The organism is Hymenobacter psoromatis, assembly GCF_020012125.1.
GTDB classification, from domain to species: Bacteria; Bacteroidota; Bacteroidia; order Cytophagales; family Hymenobacteraceae; genus Hymenobacter; species Hymenobacter psoromatis.
Map to the genome: position 1 here is coordinate 4500694 of NZ_JAIFAG010000001.1, position 13065 is coordinate 4513758.

The 13065-nt window shown below is 60.4% G+C and carries 15 protein-coding genes; 8 read left to right on the forward strand and 7 right to left on the reverse strand.

Annotation, left to right across the window (positions count from 1 at the left end):
* Window positions 1–43: 43 nt before the first annotated feature.
* Window positions 44–355 carry a nucleotidyltransferase domain-containing protein gene (locus LC531_RS19475; RefSeq protein ID WP_223653242.1) on the reverse strand — a complete coding sequence of 104 codons (312 nt, stop codon included), beginning with the start codon at window positions 353–355 and terminating at the stop codon, window positions 44–46.
* The gene (locus LC531_RS19480) at window positions 331–663 is read right to left on the reverse strand and encodes a HEPN domain-containing protein (RefSeq protein WP_223653244.1); all 333 of its coding nucleotides are present in this window, start codon (window positions 661–663) and stop codon (window positions 331–333) included. The genes LC531_RS19475 and LC531_RS19480 overlap by 25 nt, the downstream gene beginning before the upstream one ends.
* 150 nt (window positions 664–813) lie before the next feature.
* On the opposite strand from LC531_RS19480, the gene LC531_RS19485 reads away from it, so the two are divergent.
* From LC531_RS19485 to ytxJ, 4 genes are all read left to right on the forward strand, one after another.
* A complete protein-coding gene (locus tag LC531_RS19485; protein WP_223653246.1) occupies window positions 814–2853 on the forward strand; it encodes an alpha-ketoacid dehydrogenase subunit alpha/beta in 2040 nt (679 codons plus the stop codon).
* Window positions 2854–2908: 55 nt separating this feature from the next.
* Entirely contained in the window at window positions 2909–3541 is a 633-nt protein-coding gene (locus LC531_RS19490; protein ID WP_223653248.1) for a hypothetical protein, read from the forward strand.
* A 48-nt stretch (window positions 3542–3589) separates the two neighbouring features.
* Window positions 3590–3883, forward strand: coding sequence for a hypothetical protein (locus tag LC531_RS19495; RefSeq protein WP_223653250.1), 294 nt, complete (start codon window positions 3590–3592; stop codon window positions 3881–3883).
* Window positions 3884–3967: 84 nt separating this feature from the next.
* Complete coding sequence (gene ytxJ / locus LC531_RS19500; protein WP_223653252.1) at window positions 3968–4321, forward strand: bacillithiol system redox-active protein YtxJ; 354 nt, start codon at window positions 3968–3970, stop codon at window positions 4319–4321.
* An 82-nt stretch (window positions 4322–4403) separates the two neighbouring features.
* On the opposite strand, the gene LC531_RS19505 is transcribed toward ytxJ, so the two are convergent.
* From LC531_RS19505 to queA, 4 genes are all read right to left on the reverse strand, one after another.
* On the reverse strand, window positions 4404–5138 hold the full coding sequence (locus LC531_RS19505) for a TMEM175 family protein (RefSeq protein ID WP_223653254.1): 735 nt from the start codon (window positions 5136–5138) through the stop codon (window positions 4404–4406).
* Between the two features lie 141 nt (window positions 5139–5279).
* Window positions 5280–5945 carry a DUF4142 domain-containing protein gene (locus tag LC531_RS19510; RefSeq protein WP_223653256.1) on the reverse strand — a complete coding sequence of 222 codons (666 nt, stop codon included), beginning with the start codon at window positions 5943–5945 and terminating at the stop codon, window positions 5280–5282.
* 118 nt (window positions 5946–6063) lie between these two features.
* Complete coding sequence (locus tag LC531_RS19515; RefSeq protein ID WP_223653258.1) at window positions 6064–6813, reverse strand: 2-C-methyl-D-erythritol 4-phosphate cytidylyltransferase; 750 nt, start codon at window positions 6811–6813, stop codon at window positions 6064–6066.
* 105 nt (window positions 6814–6918) lie between these two features.
* Window positions 6919–7968 (reverse strand): tRNA preQ1(34) S-adenosylmethionine ribosyltransferase-isomerase QueA, encoded by a 1050-nt coding sequence (queA, locus tag LC531_RS19520; RefSeq protein WP_223654013.1) that lies wholly within the window; start codon window positions 7966–7968, stop codon window positions 6919–6921.
* Between the two features lie 269 nt (window positions 7969–8237).
* Here queA and LC531_RS19525 point away from each other — a divergent pair, with 269 nt between their 5' ends.
* From LC531_RS19525 to LC531_RS19535, 3 genes are all read left to right on the forward strand, one after another.
* The gene (locus LC531_RS19525) at window positions 8238–9503 is read left to right on the forward strand and encodes an ABC transporter permease (RefSeq protein ID WP_223653260.1); all 1266 of its coding nucleotides are present in this window, start codon (window positions 8238–8240) and stop codon (window positions 9501–9503) included.
* 155 nt (window positions 9504–9658) lie between these two features.
* On the forward strand, window positions 9659–10525 hold the full coding sequence (locus tag LC531_RS19530) for an LOG family protein (RefSeq protein ID WP_223653262.1): 867 nt from the start codon (window positions 9659–9661) through the stop codon (window positions 10523–10525).
* Between the two features lie 87 nt (window positions 10526–10612).
* Window positions 10613–11014, forward strand: a complete 402-nt coding sequence (locus tag LC531_RS19535) for a hypothetical protein (RefSeq protein WP_223653263.1) — start codon at window positions 10613–10615, stop codon at window positions 11012–11014.
* Between the two features lie 385 nt (window positions 11015–11399).
* Here the strand turns inward: LC531_RS19535 and LC531_RS19540 are convergent, their stop codons facing one another.
* Complete coding sequence (locus tag LC531_RS19540; RefSeq protein WP_223654016.1) at window positions 11400–11690, reverse strand: T9SS type A sorting domain-containing protein; 291 nt, start codon at window positions 11688–11690, stop codon at window positions 11400–11402.
* Window positions 11691–11982: 292 nt separating this feature from the next.
* On the opposite strand from LC531_RS19540, the gene LC531_RS19545 reads away from it, so the two are divergent.
* Window positions 11983–12999, forward strand: a complete 1017-nt coding sequence (locus LC531_RS19545) for a hypothetical protein (protein ID WP_223653264.1) — start codon at window positions 11983–11985, stop codon at window positions 12997–12999.
* Window positions 13000–13065 lie beyond the last annotated feature (66 nt).

Below are 13065 nucleotides of genomic sequence, written 5' to 3' on the forward strand. Positions count from 1 at the left end.
TAAGCCGGCCCGCTTTCCCGTCAGGGAGGGCGGGCCGGCTTTTTTATACCACCCTGATGCCCGTGCGCAGGATTTCGGCCACGAAGGGGTTCCAGTCGGTGAAGTCTTCGGGCCGGAAGGTATGCGGCTCAATATCGGCGTGGTGGACTAGCGCAGGCGACAGCAGCCGGGCATCTTTCGGGCTAAAACCACTAAATTCCTCCGCTACCACGGCCACATCAATATCGGACCATTCGCGCTGCTCGTTGCGGGCGAAGGAGCCAAAGAGGATGACCCGTTGGGGCCGGACGCCCAGCGTATGCAAATCAGCCACGAAGGCCTGGACTTCGGCTAGGGCAGTGTGCTGAGTAACCATGTGCGAAGGGTAGTTATTTCGGTGAACAGCTGTGTGGTATAAGCGGCCGTTGTTTGGGTTCGCAACTGGCGTACATACTCTGGATAACGGCCCTCCAACTGGTATTTGTTCAGCTCGACCGCTAGCCCCTGCTGGTCGGGCGTTGGCTGCAATTGCGTCGCCTGCCACAGCTTAATGATATTATGCGTGCGCTGTGGGATGTCGTCCGCATTGTCTTTCACCCAGTGCGCTTTACTGAGCTTTTCGATAACTAAGTGGGTGAAGAACAAGCCGTGGATATACACCCCCGCTTGCAGCGTTTTCTGCACGTCGGCTCAATCGTCGGCGGCCGTGTCTTTCCAGTAGGCAATATGTTCGGCCTTAGCTTCACTGACCTCCGGTTGGGCATGTCCGCAAGGTAAGGCAGCGCCTTAAATTACCTTTGCCCGGCACTCTGCCTCCCCGCCCTACCCCCCACCATGACCTTCGACCGCAAAGACTACCCCAACGACCTGCTGCTGCACCTCTACCGCGAGCTGCTGAAGCCGCGCCTGATTGAGGAAAAAATGCTGATTCTGCTGCGCCAGGGCAAGGTGAGCAAGTGGTTTTCGGGCATCGGGCAGGAAGCTATTTCGGTGGGCAGCACGCTGGCGCTGAACGCCGATGAATATATCCTACCCCTGCACCGCAACCTGGGCGTGTTCACGGGGCGCGGGGTGCCGCTGGGGCGGCTGTTTGCGCAGTGGCAGGGCAAGGCCACGGGCTATACCAAGGGCCGTGACCGCTCGTTTCACTTCGGCACCAACGAGCACCACATTGTGGGCATGATTTCGCACCTCGGCCCGCAGCTGGCCGTGGCCGACGGCATCGCGCTGGCCGATTTGCTGGACGAGAAGCCCCGCGTGACGCTCACCTACTCGGGCGACGGCGGGGCCAGTGAGGGCGATTTTCACGAGGCGCTCAACGTGGCGGCGGTGTGGCAGCTGCCGGTTATTTTCCTGGTCGAGAATAACGGCTACGGCCTCAGCACGCCGAGTAATGAGCAGTTTCGGTTTAAGTCCTTCGTGGATAAAGGCCCCGCCTACGGCATGGAGGCCGTGCAGCTTGACGGTAACAATGTGCTCGAAGTCTATGACAAAATCAACACCCTCGCCGAAGACCTGCGCCAAAACCCACGCCCGGTGCTGGTAGAGGCCCTGACCTTTCGGATGCGCGGCCACGAGGAAGCCAGCGGCACCAAGTATGTGCCCGCCGAGCTGCTGCAAGAATGGGCCACTAAAGACCCCGTGGAAACCTACGAAAAGTGGCTGCTGGCCGAGGGCATCCTCAGCGAAACGGCCCGCGTGCAGGTGCGCGAGGGCCTCAAGCAGGAAATCGAGCGGGGGTGGCAGGAGTCGGAAGCGGCCCCTATCCCCCACGCCGACGACCAAGCCGAGCTGGCCGACATGTACGCGCCGGTGGTAGGGAAGAGGGAAGAATCAAGAGTTAAGAATTTGCCGGATGACAAGGAGAATTCCGATAACGAAGAACCCTTACCTCTTACCTCTCAACTCTTAACTCAAAACCTCCGCTTCATCGACGCCATTCAGCAGGGGTTGCGGCAGAGCATGGCGCGCTTTCCCGAGCTGGTGCTCATGGGCCAGGACATTGCCGAGTACGGCGGCGTGTTTAAGATTACCGAGGGCTTCGTGGCCGAGTTTGGAAAGGGTAGGGTGCGCAACACGCCGCTGTGCGAGTCGGCCATCGTGGGGGCGGGGCTGGGCCTGAGCATCCGGGGTAAGAAGTCGATGGTGGAGATGCAGTTTGCCGACTTCGTGACCTGCGGCTTCAATCAGATTGTCAATAATTTAGCTAAGAGCTACTACCGCTGGGGCCAAAACGCCGACGTGGTAATTCGGATGCCGACCGGCGCGGGCTCGGCCGCCGGGCCCTTCCACAGCCAGAGCAACGAGGCGTGGTTTACGCACGTGCCGGGCCTGAAAGTGGTATATCCCAGCAACCCGCACGACGCCAAGGGCCTGCTCTGCGCCGCGTTTGAAGACCCCAACCCGGTCATGTATTTTGAGCACAAAATGCTCTACCGCTCGCTGAGCGGGCCGGTGCCGGAGGCGTACTACACCACGCCCATCGGCCAAGCGGCGTTGGCGCAGGAGGGCAACGAGCTGAGCATCATTACCTACGGCATGGGTGTGCACTGGGCATTGGCCGCGTGTAAGGAGCTGGAAATTCAAGCCGACATCCTCGACCTGCGCACGCTGCTGCCCTGGGATACCGAGGCCGTGGGCCGCTCGGTGCGCAAAACCGGCCGCGTACTCATCCTGCACGAAGACACGCTGACCGGCGGCCTGGGCGGCGAAATCGCGGCCTGGATTGCCGAAAACTGCTTTAGCAGCCTCGACGCGCCGGTGCGCCGCGTGGCCTCGCTCGACACGGCCGTGCCCTTCGCACCGCAGCTTGAGGCAGGGTTTTTGCCTCAGCAGCGGCTGCGCGAACAGCTGCGGGCGTTGCGCGACTATTAGCGCGGCCCAAATTAGCTTTATCTTAAATTATCTAACGTCCTATTTAGTACTTATTGTGAAGGCTTTATCAACGCCGTGGTTGCGGGGGCTGCTGCTGCCCGTGCTGCTGGGGCTGCTGGGCGGCTGCGCGGTGTACGACCGCGTGTTTCATCCGCACCGGCTGCCTACCCCCAACATGACCCCCGAAGCGAAAGCCAAGGCACGAGCCGCTGAAAAAGCGCGCCACAAGGGCTTGTCGCTCAAAGCAGCCGACCCCGATGCCGACGCGGCCGGCACCAACGCCACCGACCCGGCCGCTGCCGACGAGAAGAAGAAACCCGTCTCGTACAGCGACTTGCCCGAAGGCACCCGCATTAAGTACGACAAGCAGGGCTTGGTAAAAACGGGTACGCTGAAGCGCCTGGATATCAACCGCCGCCAGCTGCATCACTACAACCTGCACCCCGACAAGCCGCGCGAAGCCAGCCGCGAAAACCGCGACTTGCGCAAGAAGGGCCGTAAAAACCACGGTAAAGGCAAGGCCGCCGCCGAGCCCCGCGGCAAAGCCGACCCCGCCGATACCGAGCCTATTCCTGCCCCCGCCCCCGCCGCCGCGCCTACCCCCCCGCTCGCCCCCAAAGCTAAGGCCCCCAAGGTGCCAGTGCCTAAGCCCGACCCCACGCAGCCCGCCCCCGGCAACGGCCCCTAGGTAGGGTAGAAGTAAAAGTAAAGGGCACTGATTTTTAAGTAAAAAACTATGCTTCAGTACGTAGCGATTGCCTGGCTGCTGGTGGCTCCGGCTCAGACCGTGCCCACCAGCCCCGCCCGCCAGCGTGCCGCCAACCGCCAGGCCCTGCGCGATGCCCGGCGCGCCGAGGCCCCCTACAAAGCCAGCCACCTCGATGTGACGCGCCAGCAGCTGCGCCGCGGCAGCAGCGCTACCCCCGCCCGCCCCGCCGACGCGCCCCGCTATGGCCGCGATGGCCGCCCGCGTGTGCCCGTGGCCCAGCGTCTGGGCCTGCGCCGCCCCCAAACCGAACCCAACCCCTAACTCCGTAGTTAAGGGGGGCCTGGTACGAAAGCCTGCCCCTTTTTCTTTTTTATAATCCGTTAATTTTTAAAGCACTACCTTTTTATGGCTACTCCCTGGCTTCCCCTCACCGACGCTGCGCAACTGGCGGCTATCGTGCAGGAATCATATGCGCACCCGGTTTTTATCTTCAAGCACAGCACTACCTGCTCCATTAGCGCGGCCGCTAAGGCTAAGGTCGAGCGCCAGTGGCCCGACACCTCGCTGCCCGCCGACGCGGCCATCTACTACCTCGATTTGCTGCGCTACCGTCCCATCTCGGGCCAGATTGCCAGCGAGTTCAGCATCGAGCACCAGTCGCCGCAAATCCTCATGATTCAGGACGGCCAGGTGCGCTACCATGCCTCGCACATGGGTATCCGCCTCAGCGAAGCCGGCGCGGCCCTGGCTGCTAAATAGCCGGGCCCCTACCCCCCTTAGTGCTAAGAGCCCCCGTGCCGGACTGGCACGGGGGCTCTTAGCACTAAGGGGGGTAAGGACGCTATGGGGTTGGCACCGGCTCCAGCGCTGCCTCCGGCTCGAGGGCGGGCTGCCGCAGGGCCAAGTGGGCGCGCAACAGGCGGGCGTGCCGCCGCCGGTGCAGCCACGAAAAAGGTATCACCAGCAGCGCCGTGAACGGAATCAACAATATCCAGATGCCCTGGCTGGGCAGCAGCTGCACCACCAACAGCGCCACCCCAAAGCCCGCTACTGCCACTAGGGGTCGCCAGGTATCGAGGTCGGGGTGCGTGCGGTCTTCGGGTAAGATGAGCTGGTGGGCCGGGTTCAGCAGGTAGCGCAACAGCAGCACCTGTGCCAGGCCAGCGAGCATAATATTGATAGCGTAAATCGTGAAGGCCGCCGCCACCACGGCATAGGAGCTGAACACGCCCGACGAAAAGGGCATTAGCACGATAAACATTAAAAACAAGATATTAAGCCACAAGAGCTTGGTGTCGTAGTTGCGCACGAACCGGAAAATGCGGTGGTGGGCCGTCCAGTACTGCGCAATGATGACAAAGCCTATCAGAAAGCCCATAAATTTGGGTACCAACTCTCCCAGCCCGCGCCAGATGTCGGTATTGCTAGGTAGGCGATGCCCAAATTCGGGAAACCGAATTTCGATGGCCAGTAGCGTGATGGCGATGGCAAACACGGCATCGGTGAACAGGATGAGCCGCTCCAGTTGAAACTCGGTGCGGTCGTGGTGGTCGAGGGCGGTATCGGACTGGCTCATAGCGCGGGCGGTTAGGGGGCTAAATGTAGCCGTTACCACCCAAAAAGAGACCGCCCCGGATTTTCCGAAGCGGCCCCTTAAAGTAGTCAGCTGATATGCCAGGGCATGTAGCCAAGTAGTTGATGGCCAAAGGCCAGCAGCCTAATTAGTTTCTCTGGCATCGGCCTTGGCCATGCCCAGGTGCTGGGTCACCACGGGCAGCGTCTGGGTAATCCAGCTGCTGAGGGCGGCGTTTTTGGTCATTTGCTGGTGCGCGACCAAGGTGTTGGCCGTTATCTGGTGGTCGGCTTCCATTTGCTCCAGGTAGCGGTCCTGCAGGTCCTTACCCGACAGCTGCTGCATATTTTGGGCAATTTCCTTGTGCTGGTCGTCCATGTCGGTGGGTAGGGTCACGCCGGCTTTAGCCGCGATGGGCTGCAGGGCGGCGGTGCTCTTGGTATGGTCGGCTATCATTTTCTCGGCGTAGGTTTTGGTCATGCCCGTTACGCCCTTGGCCAGCGCCAGCTTACTGAGTTGCATCTCATTCTGGTCCGAGTGCGCAGCCGACTGCATAAACTGCGCGTCGTTGGCGTGGGGGGCCGTGGGGCCATTGGGGTCGGGCTGACCCTTGGCGGGGGCCGAGCCGGCAGCTGCGGGCATATCGGTAGGGTTCTGTGCCCCGTCGGGCATCACGGCCGCCGGCTCCTCGGTAGTAGTGCCGGGCTTAGTCGTTTCAGAAAAGCCCTGGCCTTTGGTATCGGTTTTAGAGTTGCAGGCTGGCAGGGCAAGTAGGGCGGCACCCAGTAGGGGTAGGAGAAAGCGATTCATGGGAAAAAGGAAGAAGTGGAGTAAAGTGAGTAAGCCAACTGACTACGAGGCGCTTGGCCAATAAGTTTCCTGAGCTTAGGACTATTAAAGAATTAACTAGTTGATAATTAATGATTAGCTAGGCACCGGCCGCCAGCAGGGCTTCAGCCAGCAATAGGTCCTCGGGAGTCGTAATCTTGAGGTTGCGGTAATCGCCCGCCACCAGCTGCACCGGGTGCAGGTCGTCTACCACGCTGGCATCGTCGGTAAAGGTGGGTAGCTCGGGCAGGCGGTAGGCGCGACGCAGCAGGGCTAGGTCGAAGGTCTGGGGCGTCTGCATCAGGCGCAGGCGGCGGCGGTCGAGCGGCGATGAGCCAGCCGCCCCTAGCAGCCGCACCGAGTCTTTGGGCGGCACGGCCACGGCCGCCGCGCCGTGGGTTGCCGCTACTTGGTAGGCCGCCTCCATCACGCTGGCCGCGATGAGCGGCCGCACGCCATCGTGCACTGCTACCAGCGCGCCCGCCAGCGCGTCGGGGGGTAGGGCGGCCAGCCCGGCCCGCACCGAAGCCCAGCGCGTGGCCCCGCCCGCCACCAGCAGGTGCGGAATGCTAACCGCGTATTCCACCAATACTTGTCGCCAGTAGTCGAGCTGGTCAAACGGTAGCACTACCACCAGCTGCACCACGCCCAGCGCCGGTGCGGCCCAGCGCCGCAGCGTGTGCAGCAGCACCGGCTCACCCCCCAGCAGCAGAAACTGCTTGGGCCGGTCGGACCCCATGCGTAGCCCGTTCCCTCCCGCCACCAGAATAGCGTAACGCGGCGGGGACGGTAAATGAGTAGGTGAGTAAATGAGTAAGTCGTTGGGTGGTGGGGGAGGGGTAGCGGGCATAAGTCAGTAGAAGCGTAGCGCCAGCGAAGGTAGCAAATCCACTAAACGCAAAATGGCCCGGCCACCCCCAGGTAGCCGAGCCACTCCACGTACTCATTTACTCACTTACAGAATGAGCATCGCGTCGCCGAAGGCGAAGAAGCGGTACTTTTCCTTGATGGCTTCCTGGTACGCCTCCATCAGCAGCTTGTAGCCGGCGAAGGCCGAAGCCATCATCACCAAGGTGCTTTCGGGGAGGTGAAAGTTGGTCAGCAGCGAGTTAGCGATTTTGAAATCGTAGGGCGGGTAGATAAACTTGTCGTTCCAGCCCGAGGTCACCTTGATGCGGCTGTTGGCCGAAACCGAGGCATCGAGCGCCCGCATGGTCGTCGTGCCAATGGCGCAGACCTGCTTCTTGGTGTCCATCGACTTGTTCACAATCTGCACCGCCTCGGGGCCCACGAAGAACTGCTCCGAGTCCATCTTGTGCTTGGTGAGGTCCTCCACATCTACGTTGCGGTAGGTGCCCAGGCCCACGTGCAGGGTGATAAACGCCTTCTCTATCCCCTTGATTTCCATGCGCTTCATTACTTCGCGTGAGAAGTGCAGGCCGGCGCTCGGCGCGGCCACGGCCCCAATGTTCTCGGCAAAAATGGTCTGGTAGCGCTCCTTATCAGCGGGCTCGGTTTCGCGCTTAAGCACTTCCTTGGGCACGGGCGTTTCGCCCAGTTCGTGCAAAGATTTGCGAAACTCCTCATCGGTGCCATCAAACAAAAACTTGATGGTGCGGCCCCGCGACGTCGTATTGTCAATGACCTCGGCCACGATATCCGACTCGCCAAAGTACAGCTTATTACCCACCCGGATTTTGCGGGCCGGGTCCACGAGCACGTCCCAGAGGCGGCCTTCCTTGTTCAATTCGCGCAGTAGGAAAACCTCAATCTGCGCGCCAGTGCGCTCTTTCTGGCCATACATGCGGGCCGGAAACACCTTGGTGTCGTTGAAAACAAAAACGTCGCCCTCCACAAAATAATCTAAGATGTCCTTGAACATGCGATGTTCAAACTGGCCGGTAGCGCGGTGAACCACCATCAGGCGCGACTCGTCGCGGTGGCGGGCAGGGTGACTGGCAATCAGCTCTTCGGGGAGTTCAAACTTGAACTCATGCAGTTTCATCGCCATGATGGGCAGTACTAGGGGGAAGTTACCGAAAATTCGGGGTGCAAAGGTACGCTTTTTTTTTGAGGCTGAGCTTTTGCATAGGCTGAGCTTTAGCTTGTCGGGTAAGCGAACGGTAATTTTCCACCAACTTCGCGGTATTAATAGCAAAGTGGCGGTGTTCGCTTGTTCTATTTCTTGGCGGCCCTGCAGTGCCGGCTAAAGACTACCCTACCCCCATCCGGCCCTGCGGTGCTAGCTGAAGCTTACCGCGCATTTAACCAGCTATGTTCCTTACTGTTCGACTCGTACTCGAAAGCTTCGCTTTTGCCTGGCAGGCATTGCGGGCCAATCTGCTGCGCACTGTCTTGTCGCTGCTGGGCGTCACGGTGGGTATTTTCTCCATTATCGCCGTTTTCATGGTCGTCGATTCGCTCGAATCGAACGTGCGCAGCAGCATGAACTTCCTGGGCGATAAAGTAATTTACGTGGGCAAGTGGCCCTGGGTCTTCGAGAGTAATTTTCCGTGGTGGAAGTATTTCAACCGGCCCGTGCCTACACTGCGTGAGTTTCAGCAGCTGCAGCGGATGCTGCCCGCCAACAGTCAGAAGGGGGTGGCCATCTTCGTGCCCAAGGGCGGTAATACACTGAAGGCGGAGAATAACTCGGTGAGCGACTGTGCGTTGCAGGGCGTCAGCTACGATTACCGCCAGATTTCTAGCGTGCCCATTGAGCAGGGCCGCTACTTTACCCAGCAGGAGATGGATGGCGGCCGGCCGGTGGCCATCATCGGGGCTACCATCGCCGAAAACCTCTTTCCGCAGGGCGCGCCGGTGGGGCGGCAGTTCAAGACCCAGGGCCGTTACTTCACAGTTATCGGGGTGATGAAAAAGGAGGGTAAAAACCTGCTTGGCACGCCCAGCAACGATGCCAACTGCCTGATTCCTTTCGGCATGTTTGCCAATATCTTCGCCCTCAACAGCTCCGGGCAGGGCGTGCCCTCGCCCCAAATCGGCGTGAAGGGCCGCGACGACGACCCCGGCCTGCTGAATCTCGAAGCCGAGATGCAGGGCGACATGCGCATCATCCGGGGCCTCAAGCCCCGCGAGGAAGACAACTTCGCCCTCAATCGCCCCGAAATGATTGCCGATACCATCGGTAAGCTATTTAGCATTATCGGCATAGCGGGGGCCATCATTGGCTCATTTGCCATGTTGGTAGGCGGCTTCGGCATTGCCAATATTATGTTCGTATCGGTGCGGGAGCGCACCAATATTATCGGCATCCAAAAATCATTAGGGGCCAAAAATTACTTTATTCTGTTTCAGTTTTTGTTCGAGGCCGTGTTCTTATGCCTGCTGGGCGGGGGGGTAGGGATTTTTCTGGTCTGGCTCATTACTCTCGTGCCGCAGGATAGCCTGGCGCTATCGCTGAGCGCGGGCAACATCTCGCTGGGCCTGCTGGTGTCGGTGGGCATCGGGGTGCTGGCCGGCATCATTCCGGCCGTGATGGCCGCCAATCTGGACCCGGTTATCGCCATTCGGGCCAAGTAGAATGGATATGCTTGGGAGCGCTTGTCATTGCGAGCAACGCGAAGTAATGACAAGCGCTCCCAAGCCTCTTTCCCGCTTATCTTCGCGCCCTTTCTTAATTCCCGCCCCGCTTGCCAGGAGCCGGGGCTTTTTCATTTCCCCACACTGGCTTACTCATGTCTAAACTCAAGAAAACCAGTAAAACCAAGTCGTCCGACGAAACCCTGAACGCGGGCTCGGGCAAGACCATTGTGCAGCCCAACGTCAACGACAACAAGCTCACCAGTATCACGGAGCTGCGGCAGCAAACCGGCGGCCCGGCCAAAAACGGCCAGGACCCCGACGAGCAGCGCATCCGCAAAGCCTTCGTGGATAAAGATTGGAACGAGATAAAAATCGCCGATAGCTGGCAGATTTTCAAGGTGATGGCCGAGTTTGTGGAGGGCTTCGAGAAGATGTCCAAAATTGGCCCCTGCGTGAGCATCTTCGGCTCGGCCCGCACCAAGCCCGACAATCAGTACTACCAGATGGCCGAGGAAATTGCCTCCAAGCTCGTGCGCCACGGCTACGGCGTCATCACCGGGGGCGGCCCCGGCATCATGGAGGCCGGCAACAAGGGCGCGCGTGCCGAGGGCGGCAAGTCGGTGGGCCTCAACATTGAGCTGCCCTTCGAGCAGACCCACAACATCTACATCGACCAGGATAAGTGTATCGATTTCGACTATTTTTTTGTGCGCAAGGTGATGTTTGTGAAGTACGCCCAGGCCTTCGTGGGGATGCCCGGCGGCTTCGGCACCATCGACGAGCTGTTTGAGGCGCTGACCCTGATTCAGACCAAGAAAATCGGGCGTTTCCCCATCGTGCTGGTGGGCTCGGCCTACTGGGGCGGCCTGTTTGAGTGGATTACCAACGTGATGCTGAGCGAGGAGCACAATATTTCGCCCGAAGATATCAACCTGGTGCAGATAGTGGACGATGCCAGCGAAGCCGTTAAGATTATTGACGACTTCTACCATAAGTACTCGCTCTCGCCCAACTTCTAGCCCCGGCGGGGGGTAGGCGGCCGGGCCGGCACCAACTTTTTTGGGGTGGGCCAAGTATAGCCAGTAAACGTATTTCATACCCTCCTCATGGATTCCACCGCCCCTACCCCGCACCCTACCCCCGCCCCCGACGTGCAGCTGCACATCAGCGATGAGCAAAGCTCGGCGCTGCTCACCGATACTCTTAACCTGCTGAGCCAGGCCATGCCCAACGCTGACGGGGCCACCGGCCTGCGCGAGCTGGAGCGCTGGGACACCGTGCTGGCCGCCAGCGACCGCCCCGGTCTGGCCAAGATTAAGCAGGAAATCAACGCCTTGCGCGGCCTGCTCGAAGCCCCCGACACCCAGAGCCACGCGGTAGCCGAAGCTCTAGCCAGCCTCGGGGCCGAAGCCGCCAAAGCCGGCGAGGAAGCCGCCAACGGCTACTCCGACCCGCTGCACAATTTAAGCCGCTTGCTAATTAAGGCTAGCAATCTGCTGTCGCGCTAGCAGCTCAAGCAAAATCAAGCAGGCCCGGCAGATTTCTAAATCTGCCGGGCCTTTTCGTACACGGTGGCTCATAGCGGGTGGAAGGCTGAAGCGGCCCTTGCGCGTCAGCTGGGTAGGGGGAGTCCACGGGCACGTAGCCCCCGCCCGTGCTGGCGTGGTAGACCTGCACCGTGCCCCCACCTACGGGCTGCTTGCTAATGCTCTCCACGATTTGGTCGCTCACTTCCGTGGTGCCCGTTGTCGGGTCTTTCTGGCAGCCGGCCAGTAAGCCAAAGGCGGCCAATGCGAATACCTAGAAAGATTTCATAAGAATTATAGTTTAAGAATTACTAAAAAAGGATACTTAATGGGGCAGCCTGCCACAGCGAGACCGCCCCCATATTGCCTATTGTTCGATGCGAAGCTGCTGCCGGCTCAGGACTTTTTGCCCGCGCAGGATGTGGATGAAGTAGAGGCCGGTGGGCAGCTTGTCGGTTTTGAGGCGCAACACGCGCTCGCCGTGGCTGCGCTGCTCGGCGCGGGGCTGCCCCTGGGCGTCGAAGAGGCGCACCATCACCGGCTCGGCGGGGCTGGCCGCCGCCAAGCTGGCTTCACTCAGGTGCACTTCCACCGCGTCGCGGGCCGGGCTGGGGTAGACGTAAGTAAACTGGCAAAAAGAGTGAAGGAGATAAGTTATTGGTTCTCAGTACCGCACGGAGTCGGATTGCGAACGAAACTAAAAGAAATCAGGTGTAAAGCAATGTTAATAGTTGAAACAATCAGACGTTAATTTCAGTGGTTTCTATTTATAAAATGTTGACTAGCAAAAAAATAAGTAGGAATTATCTGACTTTAGGAATGATTTATAAGAACTTGGCCACTACCTTTTTTCTGGGGCCAACTGCTTTTATCAGCCGGCATTCTCCACGCACTTGGCTAGGGCGTTGCTCTGAGTGGCCCGACCTTTGCGCCCGTCCGCTACCCGCTTTATGATTACCCTCTACGACCCCTTCGAGGGGATGCGCTTCGGCCCCGGCCGCTGCTTCCTGACTGGTGAGCCTGTGGGCCCCAAGGCCACCGTGCCCGTGTTTGGTGACTGGCTGCAAGCCGCTTACGGCTTGGCCGAACGGCCCTTGCGGCTGCTCGACCAGAGCCAAACCACCTTTGGGGCGCTGCGGCTGCCGCTGGCGCCGGCGCTGCGCCCGCGCCTGGCCGCGCTGGAAGCCGAGGTGCAGGCCGCCGCGCTGGCTGGGCCGGCCGCGCTACGGGCCCTACCCCCCGCCCGGCTGTGGCAGTGGCTGGGCAAGATGTTCTACGGCATCTTCGTCACGGAGCTGTTGCAGCAGCAGGAGCCACTCATCAAGCCCGAATACCCGCTGGCCGAAAATGCGCAATTGGTGCGGCGCTTTCAGGCGTTTTTTCAGCTGCTGCAAGGGCTGCGGGTGCCCACCGACTATGCCGACTTCGTGCCGGGTTCGGTGTTCGTGCTCGAAGCCGACGCGGCGTATGAGGCCCCGGCCTTTGAACTGGATGATGACCTAAACACGCTGGTATTTAGCTTGAAATTAGGTTCTGCCGTGCTGGTGGTCACGCTCATCGACGTGGGCCTCATCGGGCAGGCCATGCGCCGGGTGTACGCCGAGGCGCAGCGCCCGCTGCACCCGGCGCAGGTGGCCGAGTTCAAGGCCCGCGCCTACTACGCGGCCTACCTGCTGGCCGTGGTGCCGGACGTGTACCCGCGCCGCCCTACCCCCGCCGATGCTGCCGGTGCCGAGCTGGTGCTTGATGCGCTCGTGGACGACGTGACCGCGGCCGCGTTCAGCCCCTGGGACAATTTGGCCTACGCCCACACCCTGGCCGGCCTCTGGCCCCGCTGGGGCCTTACTGACACGCACATCCTGCACAATCCCTTTCAGCCGCTGAGCCTGCTTTACGGGGCTGAGGGTGCGTCGCAGTCGGCCGCCGTCGCGGCGGCACAGCTGGCAGGGCTGGGAGGTGAGAGTTAAGCTCAACCGAACAGCTACCCCGCGCCGCCCGTATGGAAAAATCCGGCCCAACTAACGAGCCGGGGT

Bases quoted from the DNA above. Each gene is read 5' to 3' on its own strand.
- LC531_RS19475 (WP_223653242.1), bottom strand. From the start codon at position 355: ATGGTTACTCAGCACACTGCCCTAGCCGAAGTCCAGGCCTTCGTGGCT.
- LC531_RS19535 (WP_223653263.1), top strand. From the start codon at position 10,613: ATGGATTCCACCGCCCCTACCCCGCACCCTACCCCCGCCCCCGACGTG.
- LC531_RS19515 (WP_223653258.1), bottom strand. From the start codon at position 6,813: ATGCCCGCTACCCCTCCCCCACCACCCAACGACTTACTCATTTACTCA.
- LC531_RS19510 (WP_223653256.1), bottom strand. From the start codon at position 5,945: ATGAATCGCTTTCTCCTACCCCTACTGGGTGCCGCCCTACTTGCCCTG.
- LC531_RS19505 (WP_223653254.1), bottom strand. From the start codon at position 5,138: ATGAGCCAGTCCGATACCGCCCTCGACCACCACGACCGCACCGAGTTT.
- LC531_RS19525 (WP_223653260.1), top strand. From the start codon at position 8,238: ATGTTCCTTACTGTTCGACTCGTACTCGAAAGCTTCGCTTTTGCCTGG.
- LC531_RS19485 (WP_223653246.1), top strand. From the start codon at position 814: ATGACCTTCGACCGCAAAGACTACCCCAACGACCTGCTGCTGCACCTC.
- queA (WP_223654013.1), bottom strand. From the start codon at position 7,968: ATGAAACTGCATGAGTTCAAGTTTGAACTCCCCGAAGAGCTGATTGCC.
- LC531_RS19495 (WP_223653250.1), top strand. From the start codon at position 3,590: ATGCTTCAGTACGTAGCGATTGCCTGGCTGCTGGTGGCTCCGGCTCAG.
- LC531_RS19545 (WP_223653264.1), top strand. From the start codon at position 11,983: ATGATTACCCTCTACGACCCCTTCGAGGGGATGCGCTTCGGCCCCGGC.
- LC531_RS19530 (WP_223653262.1), top strand. From the start codon at position 9,659: ATGTCTAAACTCAAGAAAACCAGTAAAACCAAGTCGTCCGACGAAACC.
- ytxJ (WP_223653252.1), top strand. From the start codon at position 3,968: ATGGCTACTCCCTGGCTTCCCCTCACCGACGCTGCGCAACTGGCGGCT.